This is a genomic window from Armatimonadota bacterium, from assembly GCA_016223145.1.
Classification (GTDB): domain Bacteria; phylum Armatimonadota; class Fimbriimonadia; order Fimbriimonadales; family Fimbriimonadaceae; genus Nitrosymbiomonas.
On record JACRPN010000020.1, the window covers coordinates 49,747 to 65,350 of the forward strand.

General features: G+C 61.6%; 13 protein-coding genes. 6 read left to right on the forward strand and 7 right to left on the reverse strand.

Annotation, left to right across the window (positions count from 1 at the left end; genetic code table 11):
• Positions 1-7 precede the first annotated feature (7 nt).
• Positions 8-2,449, reverse strand: a complete 2,442-nt coding sequence (locus tag HZC36_15295) for an extracellular solute-binding protein (protein MBI5708346.1) — start codon at positions 2,447-2,449, stop codon at positions 8-10.
• 391 nt (positions 2,450-2,840) lie between these two features.
• Between HZC36_15295 and HZC36_15300 the strand changes: the two genes are divergently transcribed.
• On the forward strand, positions 2,841-3,449 hold the full coding sequence (locus HZC36_15300; GenBank protein ID MBI5708347.1) for a prepilin-type N-terminal cleavage/methylation domain-containing protein: 609 nt from the start codon (positions 2,841-2,843) through the stop codon (positions 3,447-3,449).
• Between the two features lie 909 nt (positions 3,450-4,358).
• On the opposite strand, the gene HZC36_15305 is transcribed toward HZC36_15300, so the two are convergent.
• Complete coding sequence (locus tag HZC36_15305) at positions 4,359-4,871, reverse strand: GyrI-like domain-containing protein (protein MBI5708348.1); 513 nt, start codon at positions 4,869-4,871, stop codon at positions 4,359-4,361.
• Positions 4,872-4,980: 109 nt separating this feature from the next.
• Here HZC36_15305 and aroF point away from each other — a divergent pair, with 109 nt between their 5' ends.
• A complete protein-coding gene (gene aroF / locus HZC36_15310; GenBank protein ID MBI5708349.1) occupies positions 4,981-6,018 on the forward strand; it encodes a 3-deoxy-7-phosphoheptulonate synthase in 1,038 nt (345 codons plus the stop codon).
• Positions 6,018-6,833: a methyltransferase domain-containing protein gene (locus tag HZC36_15315; GenBank protein ID MBI5708350.1), complete on the forward strand. Its 816-nt coding sequence runs from the start codon at positions 6,018-6,020 to the stop codon at positions 6,831-6,833. The genes aroF and HZC36_15315 overlap by 1 nt, the downstream gene beginning before the upstream one ends.
• Positions 6,834-7,013: 180 nt before the next feature.
• Here the strand turns inward: HZC36_15315 and HZC36_15320 are convergent, their stop codons facing one another.
• From HZC36_15320 to HZC36_15330, 3 genes are all read right to left on the reverse strand, one after another.
• Positions 7,014-8,582 (reverse strand): flotillin family protein, encoded by a 1,569-nt coding sequence (locus HZC36_15320; GenBank protein MBI5708351.1) that lies wholly within the window; start codon positions 8,580-8,582, stop codon positions 7,014-7,016.
• 12 nt (positions 8,583-8,594) lie between these two features.
• Positions 8,595-9,218: a hypothetical protein gene (locus HZC36_15325; protein MBI5708352.1), complete on the reverse strand. Its 624-nt coding sequence runs from the start codon at positions 9,216-9,218 to the stop codon at positions 8,595-8,597.
• 553 nt (positions 9,219-9,771) lie between these two features.
• Entirely contained in the window at positions 9,772-10,362 is a 591-nt protein-coding gene (locus HZC36_15330; GenBank protein ID MBI5708353.1) for a helix-turn-helix transcriptional regulator, read from the reverse strand.
• A 69-nt stretch (positions 10,363-10,431) separates the two neighbouring features.
• Here HZC36_15330 and deoC point away from each other — a divergent pair, with 69 nt between their 5' ends.
• Positions 10,432-11,409, forward strand: a complete 978-nt coding sequence (gene deoC, locus HZC36_15335) for a deoxyribose-phosphate aldolase (GenBank protein MBI5708354.1) — start codon at positions 10,432-10,434, stop codon at positions 11,407-11,409.
• A 7-nt stretch (positions 11,410-11,416) separates the two neighbouring features.
• Positions 11,417-11,704, forward strand: coding sequence for a DUF503 domain-containing protein (locus tag HZC36_15340; protein ID MBI5708355.1), 288 nt, complete (start codon positions 11,417-11,419; stop codon positions 11,702-11,704).
• Positions 11,705-12,086: 382 nt separating this feature from the next.
• On the opposite strand, the gene HZC36_15345 is transcribed toward HZC36_15340, so the two are convergent.
• Both HZC36_15345 and HZC36_15350 read right to left on the reverse strand, forming a co-directional pair.
• Positions 12,087-12,707 carry a GNAT family N-acetyltransferase gene (locus HZC36_15345; GenBank protein ID MBI5708356.1) on the reverse strand — a complete coding sequence of 207 codons (621 nt, stop codon included), beginning with the start codon at positions 12,705-12,707 and terminating at the stop codon, positions 12,087-12,089.
• A 77-nt stretch (positions 12,708-12,784) separates the two neighbouring features.
• Complete coding sequence (locus tag HZC36_15350) at positions 12,785-13,561, reverse strand: sulfite exporter TauE/SafE family protein (protein MBI5708357.1); 777 nt, start codon at positions 13,559-13,561, stop codon at positions 12,785-12,787.
• 472 nt (positions 13,562-14,033) lie between these two features.
• Here HZC36_15350 and HZC36_15355 point away from each other — a divergent pair, with 472 nt between their 5' ends.
• The gene (locus HZC36_15355; GenBank protein MBI5708358.1) at positions 14,034-15,602 is read left to right on the forward strand and encodes a carbohydrate ABC transporter permease; all 1,569 of its coding nucleotides are present in this window, start codon (positions 14,034-14,036) and stop codon (positions 15,600-15,602) included.
• The last annotated feature ends 2 nt before the right edge of the window (positions 15,603-15,604 follow it).

Here is a 15,604-nt window from a genome sequence, read left to right on the forward strand (position 1 = left end):
CCGCAGCTCAGTTGTCGTAATGAACCCACTTGGGACTGAGCTTGAGCTGAGCCAAAGTGAGCGCCAGGATGATCGCGAAAATCAGCCAGGCCAGGGCGCTGGCGTAGCCCATCTTGAAGTAGTTGAAGCCGTTGCGGAAAAGGTGATAGACCGGCATCAGGAGCGAATCCGCCGGGCCGGGGTTGCCCTCGGGCGTGCGCATCATGTAGACGCGATCGAACTCCTGGATCGCCCCGATGAACCCCATGACCGAGTTGAAGAAGAGGATCGGCGTGAGCTGAGGGAAGGTGATCGACCAGAACTGGCGTGTCGGCGTCGCACCGTCGATCGAGGCCGCCTCGTAGAGCGTCGTCGGAACACCCTTGAGCCCTGCGAGCCACAGGATCATGCCGCTGCCGGCGCCCCACACCCCCATCAGGACGAGCCCGGGCTTGGACCAAGCTTCTGCCGCGAGCCATCCAGGGGGCGCGACGGAGACCCACTGCGTGATCGTGGCGTTCCATCCGGCGTTGATTAGGCCCTTGTTGGGGTCGCCGGAGAGCAGCCACGCCCAGAGCACCGCCGAAGCCGTCGTCGGCACAATCGCCGGCATATAGAAGAAGGTGCGGTAGTAGCGCATCCCCCGCACCGCTGCGTTGAGCAGCAACGCCACCGCCAAGCCCGTGAAGAGTGACAAGGGAACGCCGATTCCGGCAAGATAGGCGGCGTTGGCGAGCGCTTTGGTGACGTTCGTCGAGTCGGCGCCGGCGAGGTCCTGATAGTTTCGCAACCCCACCCACCGCGCCGGACTCAACACGTTGTACTGCGTGAAGCTGAAGAAGATCGAGGCCAGCATCGGGCCGAGGGTGAACACCAGGAACCCCGCCACCCAAGGGGAGACCAAGAAGAACCCCCACCGCGCCTCGTGTCTCCCCAGCGCCCCTAACCTGAGGCGGCGGTACCGAACCCACAGGTACACCGCCAGCCCGCCCAACCCCGCCAAGCCGATGGCGGCCGGATAGCGAAGGTCGACGATGGGGTACTGGTCCGTCCGGAAGTAGTTGTCCAGCTCGACCTGAACGACCCGCTGGCTGGAGAGCAGCGACTCCTTTGGGGTCATCGTTTTCAGGCAGGCGCGCTCCAAGGCCCTTACATGCTCATCCCAGAGGGGCTGCCCGATGAAGGTGACCGGCCGAAAACGTCCGACGGGCATCAGGTCGACGTGCTGGCGCAGAGCCTTGGCAAACTTGGGGTCGGCGGGCTTGAAGGCACGGTAGATCTCCTCGAGCGCAACCTTATGCGCCGAGAGCCTGGGGATGAATTCGCGGCCCCGCTTTCGCTCCCAGTCGGCCTGGGCGCGGACTTCGGTGAGGCGGCCCTCGACGCTGGTCGCCCACTTGATGAACTTCCAGGCTGCCTCGGGGTGCTTCGCGCCGCGCGGGATCGCGTACGAGAAGCCTCCGGTCCAAGTGATGAAAGTGTCCTTTTCCTTCGCGTAGCGGCCGGTCTTCGCCAGGCGCGCGTCGGGGATCGGGGCCGGGGCGGTGTCGAATTCCAGGTCGGGGCCGTAGCGTGAGAGGGCGTTCAGGATCCAGTCGCCGTCGATCTTCATGGCGACCTTGCCCACGATGAACGGGTCGTTCAGGTTTTGCAGGAAGCCTGATTGGAAGGCCATCGCCTTCTCGTAGCCGCCGACGATCTCGTAGCCGTCGACCATGAATTGCAGCGCTTCTTCGGCCTCGGGGGTGTCGAGCGTGCAGGTGCGTCCGTCGGCGCTCAGGAAGCTCGCACCGGTCATGAACGCGTACATATAGAGCCATGAGTTGCCGAAGTTCGGCAGGAAGCCCGCGACCTTGAGGTTGCCGGCCTTGTCCCGCTCCGTCAACACCTTCGAGTAGGCCAGGAGTTCGGTCCAATTACGCGGGGCACGTTCCGGGTCGAGCCCCGCTTTGCGCAGTCCCTCGGCATGGCGCCTGAAGATGGCCCGGTTCCAGTAGAGCACGCGGTCGTCCGCGCCGGTCGGGATCGCATAGAGCTTCCCATCGAACATCGCCTCCTGCCAGGTGGCAGGGTAGTACTGCTCTTTGACCGGGCAGAGAGGGTCTTTGGCTTTGTCCCTCGTGATGAAGTCGTCGAGCGGCAGAAAGGCGCCGCGCGAGGCCCAATCGCCGATCGTGAAGCGGTCCTGGTTGATGACGTCCGGCGCAACGTTGCCGACGATGCTCGTCATGAGCTTCTGGGGATCCATGGCGCCCGCGCCCATGCTGAAGACCCGGACGCGGATGTCGGGGTTTCGCCGCTCGAACTCGCGAACCACCGCCTCGATCCCTTTGGAGTCGGGGCCATAGGATATGCCCCAGACGGTGAGCTCCAAGGGTTGGGAGGTCTTGGTTTGGGCGAAGGCGCAGGGGACCACGTTCAAGCAGAGGCCTGCGAGCAGGAAGCGAAGCGCTTTGGACATCGCCGTCATCGGTGTTTGGATTCTATCCGAGCGCAAGTCATACGCGATGGTAGGCAGCAAGCAGCACTTTCGATTTCAGACCGCAATCGCTTGGGACAGTATTTTTACTTGTTCTTTGACGAGACTTGACAAAGGACGAGGCAATGTGGGTACGAATCGCGCTATCGTGCTCCTGTAGTGTAGTTTCAATGAGAAACATGGCCGTTGCAAGCATAATCTGGAAGGGCACATCCTCTCGAATGGGTGTCACCGTGCTCGCCTGGCTAGCTCTCATCTGCTGGACTAGAGCCATTCTCTCGGATCCCGTCATACAAGAAGACGTGTCCTACCGCACTTGGATGCTTTTTCACCCATCACGCTCTGCCGCGAGCCAGCGCTCCGCTCCTGGAGGTGCGCCTTGTTGCACAAAACCCGAGGATTCAGTCTACTCGAGACAATAGTCGTCATACTAATCATCGCAATCGTCGCTGCATTGGTCTTTCCCACCTTTGTTCGCTCGAAGGAAGGAGGGAGGCAGGTAGCTTGCATGTCGAACCTTAGGCAGCTATACGCTGCGATCTCACAATACGCGACCGATAGCGACGAAACCGACATTGCGAGGGTACGAGCAACGCCTGGATCGTTGGTGCCCTATTGCAAAGGTGCCGACATCTTCTTTTGCCCAGATTTTCCGGTTGCCCTTAGGTCGATGGTGGCTTCCAACTATCAGTGGCGGTTCGTTTGGACAACGAAGCCAAACCCAGAATATAAGGAACTTGACAGGTTCATTGAGAGGCAGGACGCTGCTCGCGAGGCGGAATACGCACGCCTCGCAGGCAGCTACGCACTTCTCATCTGTCATACGCATGACGAGCTCTTTTTCATGCCTAGCCAACCTGCCGTCGACCCTGAATTGGCAAATCCACTTGTTATCGAATTGCGAGCTAATGGTTCAGTTTACAAGGGACGGATGCCCTATAGGAGATTGGAGTTGATTAGTGTATTGAGGAGAAAGGCCGCAAATCGCTAAGTACGCAGAACACAGGAGACAACTACTATGAAGCTAACAAGACTTATCACTCCGTTTCGTCTGCTGAATCTAGCAGCACTTTGAGTGTGCTTAGTGCTATTCTCGCAAGTGTTTGCAGCATGCCCGGGCAATGAAGAAAACGACTGCCCTGGCGGTTGCCTTCCCATCATCGACGTGGACTTTTACGCCTGCTCCATTCATAGCGGCAAATGCTGCCAATACCACTATTACAAGTGGCTGTGTTCAGGTGGAGGCTGTCCAGATTATGTCCTTGATAGATACTTTATCTACGAGTACAACACATCCACTTGCCAGGCGAACGGCTATTGTCTAGGCTTTTCTCCCCCATAAGCGAAGCACGGTCATCAGGATGGCTTCGGGTAGCCAATATGAAATTTCAGTATTGGGTAGCAGTGTCGGTTACTTTCACCTGCGGAGCGGGATGGCTGCTCTTTGGTGGAGGCTTGCCGCCGCCTGACGACCGCGCACTCGAATTGCAGTCTTTCGCCCGACAAGGAGAGTGGGTGCGCGTTTTCCGTATGGCTTCATTAACTCAACAGCGCCGCTCATGCATGTCGGAAAGGGAGTTTTGCCAGTTGATGGCGGCGTTGGCTGCGAGGATTGGGCCGGACGCTCGCAGGATTGAAATTGTCTGCTGCTCGCCTGGTTCCGAGCAAGAAAGCCGCGTTGCATTTCGGATAGAAATGCACGACTCGAAGGCAGTTTCGTCGCCAGAAGTCAAGCGGACTTACCCGTTCCTTTTTGCTAGGCGAGAAGAAGGTAAGTGGCGCTTTGACCTTGGAAGTTGGCCGGTCGCGCTGGCATGGATGACACCGGGAGAACCTTCTGAACAGTTGAGGTTTTTGTCTTCAACCATGAGAGCGACTGGAGTCAGCAGGATCGGAGATATCAGTACACGGACAGTGCTGACTGCTTCCAGAATTGATGACGTTGCGAACGGCAAGGTGGCGGTTCAAGAGATGTGGGCAGATGATTTTGGCCCTTAGCTATCAAGTGGGTCCTGAATATGTAGGAGTTCGGGGATAGTGCTTGGGCGAGGACGTTTCCCTGCGTCTCCAGATATTCGTTCGTTTGCAAAGAGGGTTCGTGGAGCCGGTCATAGGACCCAACGTGCACGCCCTTGAGCCCGCGAAATCCGCCAAACGTGCCGGACTCGATCTCGCCTTCGCCGTCAAGAGGAGTCTCGGTCATGACGCCGATCTCAACCGTTAGCTCGTCCGGGCTGCATGCGGTGTACCTCCCGAGGGGGCCGTTGACGTGCTTCCCGTGTTTGCCGACATAGTCGAACACCTTCGGCAGGCCCTCCATGTAGGCTTCGCCGGTTCCGCTTCTCTTTACCGTTCGCCGAATGAACACGCAAGGCCGCTCCGGCACCTCGACGATCTCGAACTCTGTACCCATCCCGCGATTATGCCCCTCTCCTTGAGGCCGCGATGCGTGATTCGCCTCTCGCCTCTCGCCCTTCGCCCTTCGCCCTTCGCCCCCAAAAGGTATCCTCTCACCCGAACTCATGATCATCTTGATGCAGCAGGGAGCGACGGAGGAGCAGATTCGCGCGGTGTGCGAGGCCATCGAAGCCCACCCCGAGCTGAAATCCCTCGTCATGCCCGGCGCTCTCACCGCCATTGGAATCCCCAGCGCCATCCCGCCGGAACTTAGGGACACGCTCCACGGCGAGCTTGGCGGCCTCGTCGGAGTCAGCAAGGTCGCCGACGTCAGCCGCCCATTCAAGAGGGCCAGCCGCGAGTGGCAGAAAGAGTCGACGGTCGTCAAGGTGGGCTCCGCAACGTTTGGACCCGGCCGGTTTGCGGTCATCGGCGGGCCATGCTCCATCGAATCGTACGAGCAGCTCCTGGAATCCGCGAAGATCGTGAAGGACGCGGGAGCCGAGATGCTGCGCGGGGGCGCGTTCAAGCCCAGGACCTCGCCTTATGCGTTCCAGGGCCTCGCAGTCGAAGGCCTGAAGATCATGAAGCAGGTGGGCCAGGAAACGGGCCTTCCCACGATCACCGAAGTGATGTCCGCCGACATGGTGGGCGTCGTCGCCGAGCATGTCGACATGCTCCAGATCGGCGCGCGCTCGATGCAGAACTTTCCCCTGCTCATCGAAGCGGGAAAAAGCGGCAAACCGGTTTTCTTGAAGCGGGGTCCCTCCGCTACCATTGACGAGTTTCTGCTCGCCGCCGAATACGTTTTGAACCAGGACAACCCGAATGTGGTGCTGTGCGAGCGGGGAATCGTTCCTTTGGATCGCTCTTACACTCGAAACACGCTCGACCTCGCAGCGGTGATGGTGCTCAAAGAGCATAGCCACCTGCCGGTGGTCGTGGACCCCTCGCATGGCACGGGCGTGGCGCGCTATGTGCCGATGATGTCGCGTGCGGCGTTGGCCATCGGGGCCGAAGGCATCATGGTGGAAATGCACCCGAACCCCAAAAAGGCGCTGAGCGATGGTTCGCAAGCTCTGACGCCGGATCGGTTCGGTGAAATGATGAGCGATTTGCGCAAAGTTGCGAACTCCCTTGGCATCAAAATGGGCAGAGCTTGATGCAGAGGCAAAAGGGCGTCAAAGAAAGCACAGCAGACCGATTCGGCGAAAACGCAGCCAAGTATGCCGTCAGCAGGGGCCACTCCGACGCCCGGTCTCTGGAAGAACTGGTCCACTGGGTTGGCCCCTCTCCTTCCGACCGCTTGCTCGACGTCGCCACAGGCGCCGGCCACACGGCGCTGGCGTTTGCTCCCCACGTCCGCGAGGTGATCGCCTTCGACTTGAGCCAGGGGATGCTGGATCAGACGCTGAAGACGGCATCGAAGCGAGGGCTGACGAACGTTTCAGCCCAGTTGGGCGATGCCGAGGCGCTTCCTTTCGAGGACGGGTCCTTCGAAGTCGTCACCTGCCGGATCGCGGCACACCACTTCCCCGACCAGCCCCGGTTTTTTCGGGAGGCGGCGAGGGTGCTCAAGCTGGGAGGAAAGCTGGCGTTCGTGGACAACTACGGCCCTGAGCCCGCTGAAACCGCACGCCAGATTGAGGAGATCGAAAGGCTGAGGGATTGGACGCACCACCGAACCTGGACGCTTGCGGAGCTTCGAAGCCAGTTCAGCAAAGCCGGCCTCAAACTCCTGTGGGAAGAGGTTCAGAACCCCAAGCACGCCGTTGAGATCGAACTCGAAGACTGGTGCAAGAGGATCGGGACACCGGAAAAAGAGGCAGATGAGTTGCGAGAGCGGTTCGAGGGCGCCGATGAAGCGCTCAAAACGGCGCTGGCTATCCGGATCAAAGGGAACACGATCACGTTCAAGCTACCCAAGGTGACCTTGATCGCCGTCAAGGCTCAGCAACTGCGCCCGGAGGCTCCTTAGGACTCCCCGCAAAGACGCCAACGGATGGCAACTGGGAATCTGTAGCCCTTATAGATTGACGTCGTTGCCTGGACACTTTTCGGCAAGCCCACAAGACCCTGAACCAAAGCCCAGCCTCCCTGCGCCGCAACATGGGGTGCAGGGAGGCTGGGCACTCTCCGGGCCAAGCCTGAATGCCGGCTACTCTTTGGCGCTTGTCACTGCCTTGGCCGGTTTCGCGGCGGCGCCGTTCTTGGCCGTCTTGCCCGAAAGCGCGGGCACCTTGGCGAGCATCTCCGGAAGGTTGAGGCCGCTCATGGTCTCCACGACGCCCGGAAGCTGCATCAGCACTTCCGAAACGCCCTTGGTCACTTTCTCGATCCCCGTACCATCGCTGGAGCCGCCGTTCTGGACCATCGTAATCCGGTCGATCTTCGACAGCGGCTGGGCCACCGCGCCGGCGATCTCCGGGAGCTTCTCGATGAGGAGCTGGGAGAGCGCCGCCTCGTTGTACTCCTGCCAGGCTTTGGCTTTCTGCTGCATGCCTTCGGCTTCGGCGAGGAACTTGGCGCGCTGGCCCTCGGCCTCGGCGAGCGCCTTCTGGCGGATAGCTTCCGCTTCGGCTTCGCCCTTGGCCCGGATCACCTCCGCGTCGGCAAGACCCATCTTGCGCGTGGCCTGCGCCTCGGCTTCCGCCATGGCCATTCTTCGCTCCCGCTCGGCATCGGCGAGCATCTGAATCTTCTTGGCTTCGGCCTCCGCCGGCTTGCGCACGGTGTGCATCAGCTCCAGCTCTCGGCGCTCGATTTCCGATTGCTCAAGCTCGATCAGCTTGCGCTTCTCGATGAGGCTCACCCCCATCGCCTCTTCGGTCAGGGCCTGCTGGGTCTTGGCCTTCTGAAGGTCATAGGCCAGGTCCTTTTGCGCCTGCTCCAGGGCAACCTCGGCGTTGAACCGTTCGAGCTGAATGCTCTTGTCCTTCTCCGCCTTGGCGACGGCGACGTCCGCATTGATCTGTGCCAATCGAGCGTCTTCGACAGCCTTGGAAGAGGTGATCGTCGCTTCCCTTTCGGCAAGCGACTTGCCCATGGTGGAATCGCGGGTGGCCGTGGCTTCGCCAAGCACCGCGTTCTTCTGAACCTCGGCCATCTTCGGGCGTCCGATCGCCTGAAGGTAGCCCTTGGGGTCCTGGATCTCGCGGATGGTGAAGCTCACGACCTGGATGCCCATATTCGCGAGGTCCTCGGCGGTCAGACGCTGGACCGTCTGCGCGAACATCTCGGGCGAGCAGTGGATCTCTTCGAACGGGAGGGTACTGATGACCGAGCGCAGGTGGCCGGACATCATTTGCAGGGCAATCTCGTTCATCTCCGTGCGAGACTTGGAGAGGAACATCTCGGCGGCAGTGATCAGCGCGACCGGGTCGTCGCTGCGCACCTTGATCTGGGCGATGCCGTCCACGATGATCGGGACACCGAACTTCGTGTAGAACTCGGGGGTCTTGATCTCAAGCGTCATGAGTTCAAGGCTCAGTCGGTCGACGCGCTCGCGCACGGGCCAAACGAACGTTCCGCCTCCGTGGAAGATGCGGAAGTTCTTGTTGACGCGGACGCCGTCGGCGCCTTGATAGCTGGACGGGCGGCCGCTGACGATCAGGACTTCATTAGGTCCGACCTTTTCATAGCGGCCGGCAAAGTAACCGAGGATGGCGAACATCGCGAGGACGACGGCGCCAACCCAAGTCAGCGGCGAGTGCAGAAGGGTTTCCATTGTTGTCTCCGATTACAGCTCCTCGACTCTGGCAATGCCCTTCTCCAGACCCACCACAAACACCCGGGTCCCAGGCACTAGGGCCTGCTCACCCAGAGCGCTCTCGCACCGCGCCGGCATGGTGTGGCGCTTGCCGTCGGATTCATAGGCGATGCGGCCAACCCCGCCTGAAGGGATCTCCAGGCTGACAGCTGCAACCTTGCCGACCAGCGCCTCACCGCTGAGCGCAGTGGCGGTGTGCCCGAAAAGGCGCGCCAAAGCTGTGAGGAACAGCGTTGTGAGACCGAGGCTGAGGACGAGGGCTCCGAGCACCGACGCCCCGGAAGGCCAGTGCGCCTGATCCCTGAGCAACAGGCCGAAGAGCCCGAACCCCGTAACACTGAGTCCGAGCGACATCGGCACCGCGCCAGGAAGCGCTTCCAGCCGGTTGACATTGCCGCTCGCTTTGAACCGCACCCTAAGGAACGGCTTCGCGAGAAACCTAGGCAACCTGAGGCGGAGGAACCGGAACCTGCCGGCGCCAAGGAGGAGCAGATACGAAAGGATCAACCCGCCGAAAAGAGCGGAGACAAAGAGGGTTTCGACCGTCAGGAAGGCGGCTGAAACGATTGTCGACGTTATCAGGAGGCTGAGCATCGCCCTTGCACCTCCTGCGCCGTCGCACGCTTGCCGGCCCTCTGCGACTCTTGTTTTCGTGAGACACCTTCGTCGCGCGGCAGGGGCCCAAAGTGAATGCGGCTTCGCAGTTCGTGTCTCGGCCCTATTGTGTCGAAGGTGGGATCAGGAGGGGAGGGCCTTTGGTCCCTCCGGCACTTGAGGTGCGGGTCGCAGGGTGCGGGGCACTGGGTGCAGAGGGCGTGGTGTGAAGGTGGGTCTCATGCCCCATCGCTGCATTGCGTGTTCCCAAATCGCCCCGGTGGAGCGAGGTGGAACGCAACAGACCTGCCAGAGGGCGCCCCTCACGACGCGGCCTCTTCTCCCAAAGTCTCGCCCGCAACCGCAGTCGAGCCCCCGCGGAGATCGTCGGGCACTCTCTGCAGTGGCCCAAGACCGGCAGCCTGAAGGCGTCGGCGGCCGGCAGAGTGGCGGCTGATGTCAGCCGCTAAGGGGCGGGGCTTCCAGCCGGCCAGGGGTCGCGTCTGCTCGCCAGGTGAGCTCTCTGAAGTCTTCGGCTCCAGCGACGAGCCTGCTATTCCCGAGGAAGCGGGTGGGCGATGAGGAGAAAGCGGTAGGTGTCGGGATCGGTAGAGCTGGCGAAATGATAGCGGTCGATGAGCTTCTTCACCGCACCCGAGAGCTCGCTCGCAAAGGCCGCACGATCCTGGGCCGAGCGGAACTTGACCGCCGCCTCCAGCGACATGCTCGGTACCCGCCCGCCAACTGTCGTTGGTTGCTCCTCGACCTGAGCCACCTCTGAGAGCATCCGCGCTGCGAGCGATTCCAAGTACTCGATCGAGAACCGGTCGGCGACCAGATCGGGGTTCGCCTGGACAGGTCCGGCAACTTCAGGTGAGGGAGCATAGGCCAGCGCCTTGGCCCGCAGGATCCTCTCCGTCACGTTTCCGCGCTTGCGCTCCTGGATTGCTTCGACAAGACCTGCGGCTTCGAGTTCCTTGAGGTGGTAATTCGCGATCTGACGTGTGATGCCGGCGGTCTGCGCCACGGCTGCGGCAGATGCCGGCTCGGCCAGGAGCGAAAGTAGCTGCTGGCGGATCGGGTGCATCAAGACCTCCGCCGCCTTGGCGTTTCGGATCACATGGAGGGCTTTCTGACCGCTCATGGATCGAGCATACTCCAACCGACAAAGTTTCCTTTCGGTTTACGGCGCTCTATACTTGAGAGACCACCCATGGCTGCCCTAAACGCAAGGACCCCGAACCTGGGGCGGAACTCCGGCTGCACCCTCGACCTGGACTGGGTCGAATCCATGCGGGCCAACCGCAGCGCCATCGAGCGACGCGCGACGACTCTTCCCGGCAGGCGCACAGTCAAAAAGCAATGGCAAGCCGCATGGCTTCTGAAGGCAATCACGCTCATCGACCTGACGACTCTGAGCGGCGACGACACCCCCGGAACGGTTTCGCGGCTCTGCGCCAAGGCCAGGCAGCCGGTCCGGCAGGATTTGCTGGAGGTCCTCGGCGCCACGGCCCTGCCGATTCGCGCGGGGGCCGTTTGCGTTTATCACCATCAGGTCGCCATTGCCTGCGAAGCGCTAGCAGGGTCGGGAATCCCCGTTGCGGCGGTCAGCGCGGGGTTTCCTCACGGCCAGAGCCCCTTGAAGCAGCGGATTGATGAGATTCACGCTTCGGTCGATGCGGGAGCGGCCGAAATAGACATCGTGCTCAATCGTTCGCACGTGCTCACGGGCCAGTGGAAGGCGGTCTACGACGAGGTGGCGGCGTTCCGAGAGGCTTGCGGCGAAGCGCACCTCAAGGCGATCTTGGGGACCGGCGATCTTGGGACCCTGCGCCACGTGGCCAAGGCGTCCATCGTCGCGATGATGGCCGGTGCGGACTTCATCAAGACCTCGACGGGCAAAGAACCCGTCAATGCGACGATCCCAGTAGGGCTGGCCATGGTCCGCGCGATCCGGGACTACGCCGAGCGCACCGGGTTCCGGGTCGGTTTCAAGCCCGCCGGCGGCATCCGCACGGCCAAGCAAGCGCTCGATTGGATGATCCTGATGAAGGAGGAGCTTGGCGACGCTTGGCTTCAGCCAGAGCTCTTCAGGGTGGGCGCAAGCACCTTGCTCGCCGACATCGAGCGCCAACTCGAACACTACGCGACGGGGCGCTATTCCGCGCTGAACCGGCACCCGATGGGCTGATCGCGCCATGGTCGTTGGGGTTCTCAAAGTCACGCTGTCGCTTGAGGGGTGCGATTCCCTGAAGGACAAGCGCCGCATCGTGCGCAGCCTGGTGGACCGCATTCGGCGTGAGTATCACGTGGCGATTGCGGAAGTAGGCGACCTAGACAAGCACCGCCGCACGACTTTGGGAGTGGCCTGTGTGAGCAATGAGCCCTCGCACGCCAACGCGCTGCTGGACAAGGTGCTGGACTTCGTCGAGACCCGCGGCGAGGCCGCGGTCATCGCTTCGGAGTTGGAGTTGGAGAGGTATTAGGGCGCATCTCAGAATTCTTTCGGGGTGGACCGAAGGGCCTCATTTGGGCGGGCGCCTTTCACTTGCAGATGCGCAAAAAGGCGCTGAATTGCGCACAGGTTTCTCAACCTGGCCCGAAGATTAGGGTCCCCGGCGCGATCGACGCACGGGGACCAAAAAAGGCGCTTCATTCTGCGAAGCTCTCCTTCACTTCATGGGGCGGTAGAGGTCGTTGCCGCCCAAAGTGCCAGCAAACCCTGGCGGGGCCTGTCATCGCGGCGCACGTGTCGGCTTTGACCCATGACGCCGCCTGATGATGTTTCACGCGCCCTAAGGCGCAATCGTTACCCTATCACGCATCTGCGCGATTGCCAAGGATTCCGGGTCGAATCCAGCGCTTCTATCAGGAGGTCTCGGCCGTTTGGCCGCTCATCAGACCCTGGAGCCTCACCTTCACTTCGGGCCATTCCTCGCGTGTGATCGAGAAGATCGCCGTGTCGCGCACGTAGCCATCGAAGCGCTTCTGGAACCGCCGCAGCACGCCTTCTGGCTTCGCTCCAATCCGCTCGATCGCGTTGCGCGACCGGGTGTTTCTCGCATCGGTCTTGAGTTGGACGCGCCCGCACCCCAGCTCCTCAAAGGCGTGCCGCAGGAGCAAGAACTTGCACTCGGTGTTGATCGGGGTTCGCCAGACGTTCGGGCTGAGCCAGGTGTAGCCGATCTCGAGCTTTTCGTCAAAGGCGCTGATGTCGAAGTAGCTGGTGGTCCCAAGGACGACACCGTCAACGCGGCGAACGATCACGAAAGCGATCCGGCTGCCGCTGCTCAAGAGGCTGACCATGTCGGCGACGTAATCGGCCATTTCGGCATGCGTCGAGGGCTGCCTTTGTGTCAGGTAAGTCCAAACGGCGGGGTCGCGGCACGACTCGAAGAGGCCCTGAACGTGCGCCATGGTAACGGGCTCAAGGCGGACGTGCACACCCTCCAAGACCACCGGCTGAACCCATCGATCATTGAGGCTCATTGGGTTTCAGTATGGTCGCTCGCGACGCTTGGCATGAGCCGAAAGGGCCCAAAAGCCCCTATGGGCGTACACGCACATCAGCCAAGCACCCGCCAAGCGAAGTAGGCCGCTGTGGCGAACCCATAAGCCGCCACCCAGCCGCGCATCTTCGAGGCGTTCAGGCGCTGGGCGTATCGCGCCGCCAAGTAGCCTCCAACAATCGCTCCGAGCGAGAGAAAGGCCCCGGAGGTGAACAGGACCTGCCCCTTCACCACGAAGAGAACGCTCGCGGCCAGGTTGATGAGCAGCCCGAGCCAGACCTTCATTGCGTTCAGCTCATGGAGATTCCCCTCGATATAGAGCGCGTAGGAGGCGAGCATCAAGAAGCCCATTCCCGCGCCGAAATAGCCGCCATAGACCGAGATGAGGAACTGCAGGAGCATGCCCAACTGAACCGAGACCTCGCCGTGATGCTGGTTCACGGCCGCCTTGATGCGGTCCTGAAACGTCAGCACGATGGCCGCCCCAAAGATCAGGAACGGTACAGCGATGTCGAAGACGCGTTGGCCTAGGGCGAGTAGCAGGTAAGCGCCGATGACCGTGCCGAAGAGCGTCGGCCAGAACAGCGACCTCAGGTGGTGGCCCGTCTTGGGCAATAGGTTCAGGTAGCCGTAAGCGCTGCCCAGCGAGCCGGGCCAAAGCGCAGCGGCGTTGGTGGCGTTGGCCATGACGCTGGGGATGCCGAAAGCCGTGAGGACAGGAAAGGAGATAAAGGAGCCGCCACCGGCAACGGCGTTGATGCCTGAAGCGATCGCCCCGATCAAGAACAAGACCGCCAACTGGGGAAGGTCCTTTGCGAGGCTGAGATCGTGCACGCGGGCAGTTTACAGGGAGTGGGGTGGGGGATGAGTCGATGAGATGGTGAGTCGGTGAGGGTTGTGAGCGGGCCTGGGACGCGGAGGGCGATACGCGATGCGCGATGGGGAGTCTGAACCACCTTGCTCGAGGGGGGAGAGGTCGGTGAGCGAAGCGAACCGCATGAGGGGGCCAGTGCGCTCGCAACCCGCAGGCTTCCCGGAACCTCCACCCCTAACCCCCTGTGCCTTTTGCCCTATAGCCCTGCCCTCCGCGCCCCAAGCCTCGCGGACTCCCGGTGGTGCGCCACCCCATTGCCACGCAAACCTCTAGCCCCCAATGCCCCAATGCCTCTATGCCCCAATGCCTCTATGCCCCAATGCCCCGGTGCCGCAATGCCACCTACCCGGACCTCGCCTAATCTGGGAACCAACGCACCGACTCACCCCTATTATCGACTCAACTCCCTTGCTGTCCCTGTAAAATGCCCCCATGAGCCTTGTGGGCAGAGTCGGGCGCAGGAGGCCGCGTGCGCGGATCGCGCTGGGCATCATCTACCTGGCCCTCTGCGCTGGAGCGATCACCACGCTCTACCCGTTCGCGATCATGGTTTCCACAGGTTTCAAAGGCCCGACAGACCAGAACGACAACGCCCTCGTCCCCGACTTTTGGCGCGACGTCCGCGAGCGTGACGAGGGTGGCAAGCTCAACCAGGGCTCGCTGGAGTTCAAGTTCCTGAACGACAAGTACATGGGCGATCTGAGCCTGATCGAGAGCAGCCAGGTCGGACGGGACGCCAATGCAGAGAGCCTGGAGAGGTATCGCGGCTTCCTAAAGGACCTCCCGCTCGACTGCTGGTCCGCCGGATTCCGCACCGCCCCCAACCAAGTGACCAGCAAGCTCGCCCAGCGTTATCAGGCCTGGCTGCGCGAGCGCTATCGCAACGACATCGACGCGATGAACCGCGCTTATATAGAGGAGGCGCTGGCCTTTCAGAGCGTCGCGCCGCCCACCGAGATGCTCGAAAGGGCCAATTGGGCGAGGCCAGACACCCTCAAGTATCGCGAGTGGCTCGACTTCAAGGCGAACCTCCCGATCGAATTCCGCATCCCGGTTCGCGAGGAACGGCTCTACCAGGAGTTCCTGCGCAAGAAGACCCAGAACCAGTTCGGCAAATTGCCGAAGGAGGTTGCCAGCGCGGCCGCCAAGTTCGAGCAGATCAAGCTGGTTCGGTCCGGGCCGCTCTACGAGGAGTTCCGAAAGATCGAGCTCAGAGACCGCTTCCCGGGGGGAACCGTGGAGGAGCTCTGGGCCAGGGTCGATCCCGGACCCCTTCCAGTCGCGAGCTTGGACCATGCCACGGTCGATGGCAAGGCCGGCGAGTTGCGCTGGGAGTTTTCGACCCGCAACTACCGTTACGTTGTGGACTACATGCTCTTGAACGGCAGAGCGGTGGTGAACACGGCGCTGTTCTGCCTCTTGGCGATCCTGACCCAGCTCACGGTGAACCCCCTCGCCGCCTACGCGCTCTCGCGTTACCCGTTGAAAGCGACCTCTCGCATCCTCCTGTTCCTCCTGGCGACGATGGCGTTCCCAGCCGAGGTGGCGATGATCCCGTCGTTCCTGTTGCTGAAGGACGTGGGGCTGCTGAACACGTTTTCAGCACTGGTCCTCCCCACCGCGGCCTCCGGGTACATGATCTTCCTGCTCAAGGGGTTCTTCGATTCTCTGCCCGCCGAGCTCTATGAGGCCGCCCAGCTCGACGGCGCGCGCGAGACCACGATGATGTTCAAAGTCACCCTTCCGATGGCGCGGCCGGTCTTGGGGTACCTGGCCTTGCTGGCGTTTATGGGGGCGTACTCGGCGTTCATGTATGCGTTCCTGGTCTGCCAGGACCAGCGCATGTGGACGATCATGGTATGGATCTACCAACTGCAGAACGTCGCGCCAAAGTCGGTGATGATGGCGGCGCTGACGATGGCGGCGCTCCCGACGCTGGTTGTGTTTCTCCTGGCGCAGCGAGTGATCATGAGAGGCATTGTGCTGCCGGGAGAGAAGTAGGG

Bases quoted from the DNA above. Each gene is read 5' to 3' on its own strand.
- HZC36_15295 (MBI5708346.1), bottom strand. From the start codon at position 2,449: ATGACGGCGATGTCCAAAGCGCTTCGCTTCCTGCTCGCAGGCCTCTGC.
- HZC36_15305 (MBI5708348.1), bottom strand. From the start codon at position 4,871: ATGGGTACAGAGTTCGAGATCGTCGAGGTGCCGGAGCGGCCTTGCGTG.
- aroF (MBI5708349.1), top strand. From the start codon at position 4,981: ATGATCATCTTGATGCAGCAGGGAGCGACGGAGGAGCAGATTCGCGCG.
- HZC36_15315 (MBI5708350.1), top strand. From the start codon at position 6,018: ATGCAGAGGCAAAAGGGCGTCAAAGAAAGCACAGCAGACCGATTCGGC.
- HZC36_15320 (MBI5708351.1), bottom strand. From the start codon at position 8,582: ATGGAAACCCTTCTGCACTCGCCGCTGACTTGGGTTGGCGCCGTCGTC.
- HZC36_15325 (MBI5708352.1), bottom strand. From the start codon at position 9,218: ATGCTCAGCCTCCTGATAACGTCGACAATCGTTTCAGCCGCCTTCCTG.
- HZC36_15330 (MBI5708353.1), bottom strand. From the start codon at position 10,362: ATGAGCGGTCAGAAAGCCCTCCATGTGATCCGAAACGCCAAGGCGGCG.
- deoC (MBI5708354.1), top strand. From the start codon at position 10,432: ATGGCTGCCCTAAACGCAAGGACCCCGAACCTGGGGCGGAACTCCGGC.
- HZC36_15340 (MBI5708355.1), top strand. From the start codon at position 11,417: ATGGTCGTTGGGGTTCTCAAAGTCACGCTGTCGCTTGAGGGGTGCGAT.
- HZC36_15345 (MBI5708356.1), bottom strand. From the start codon at position 12,707: ATGAGCCTCAATGATCGATGGGTTCAGCCGGTGGTCTTGGAGGGTGTG.
- HZC36_15355 (MBI5708358.1), top strand. From the start codon at position 14,034: ATGAGCCTTGTGGGCAGAGTCGGGCGCAGGAGGCCGCGTGCGCGGATC.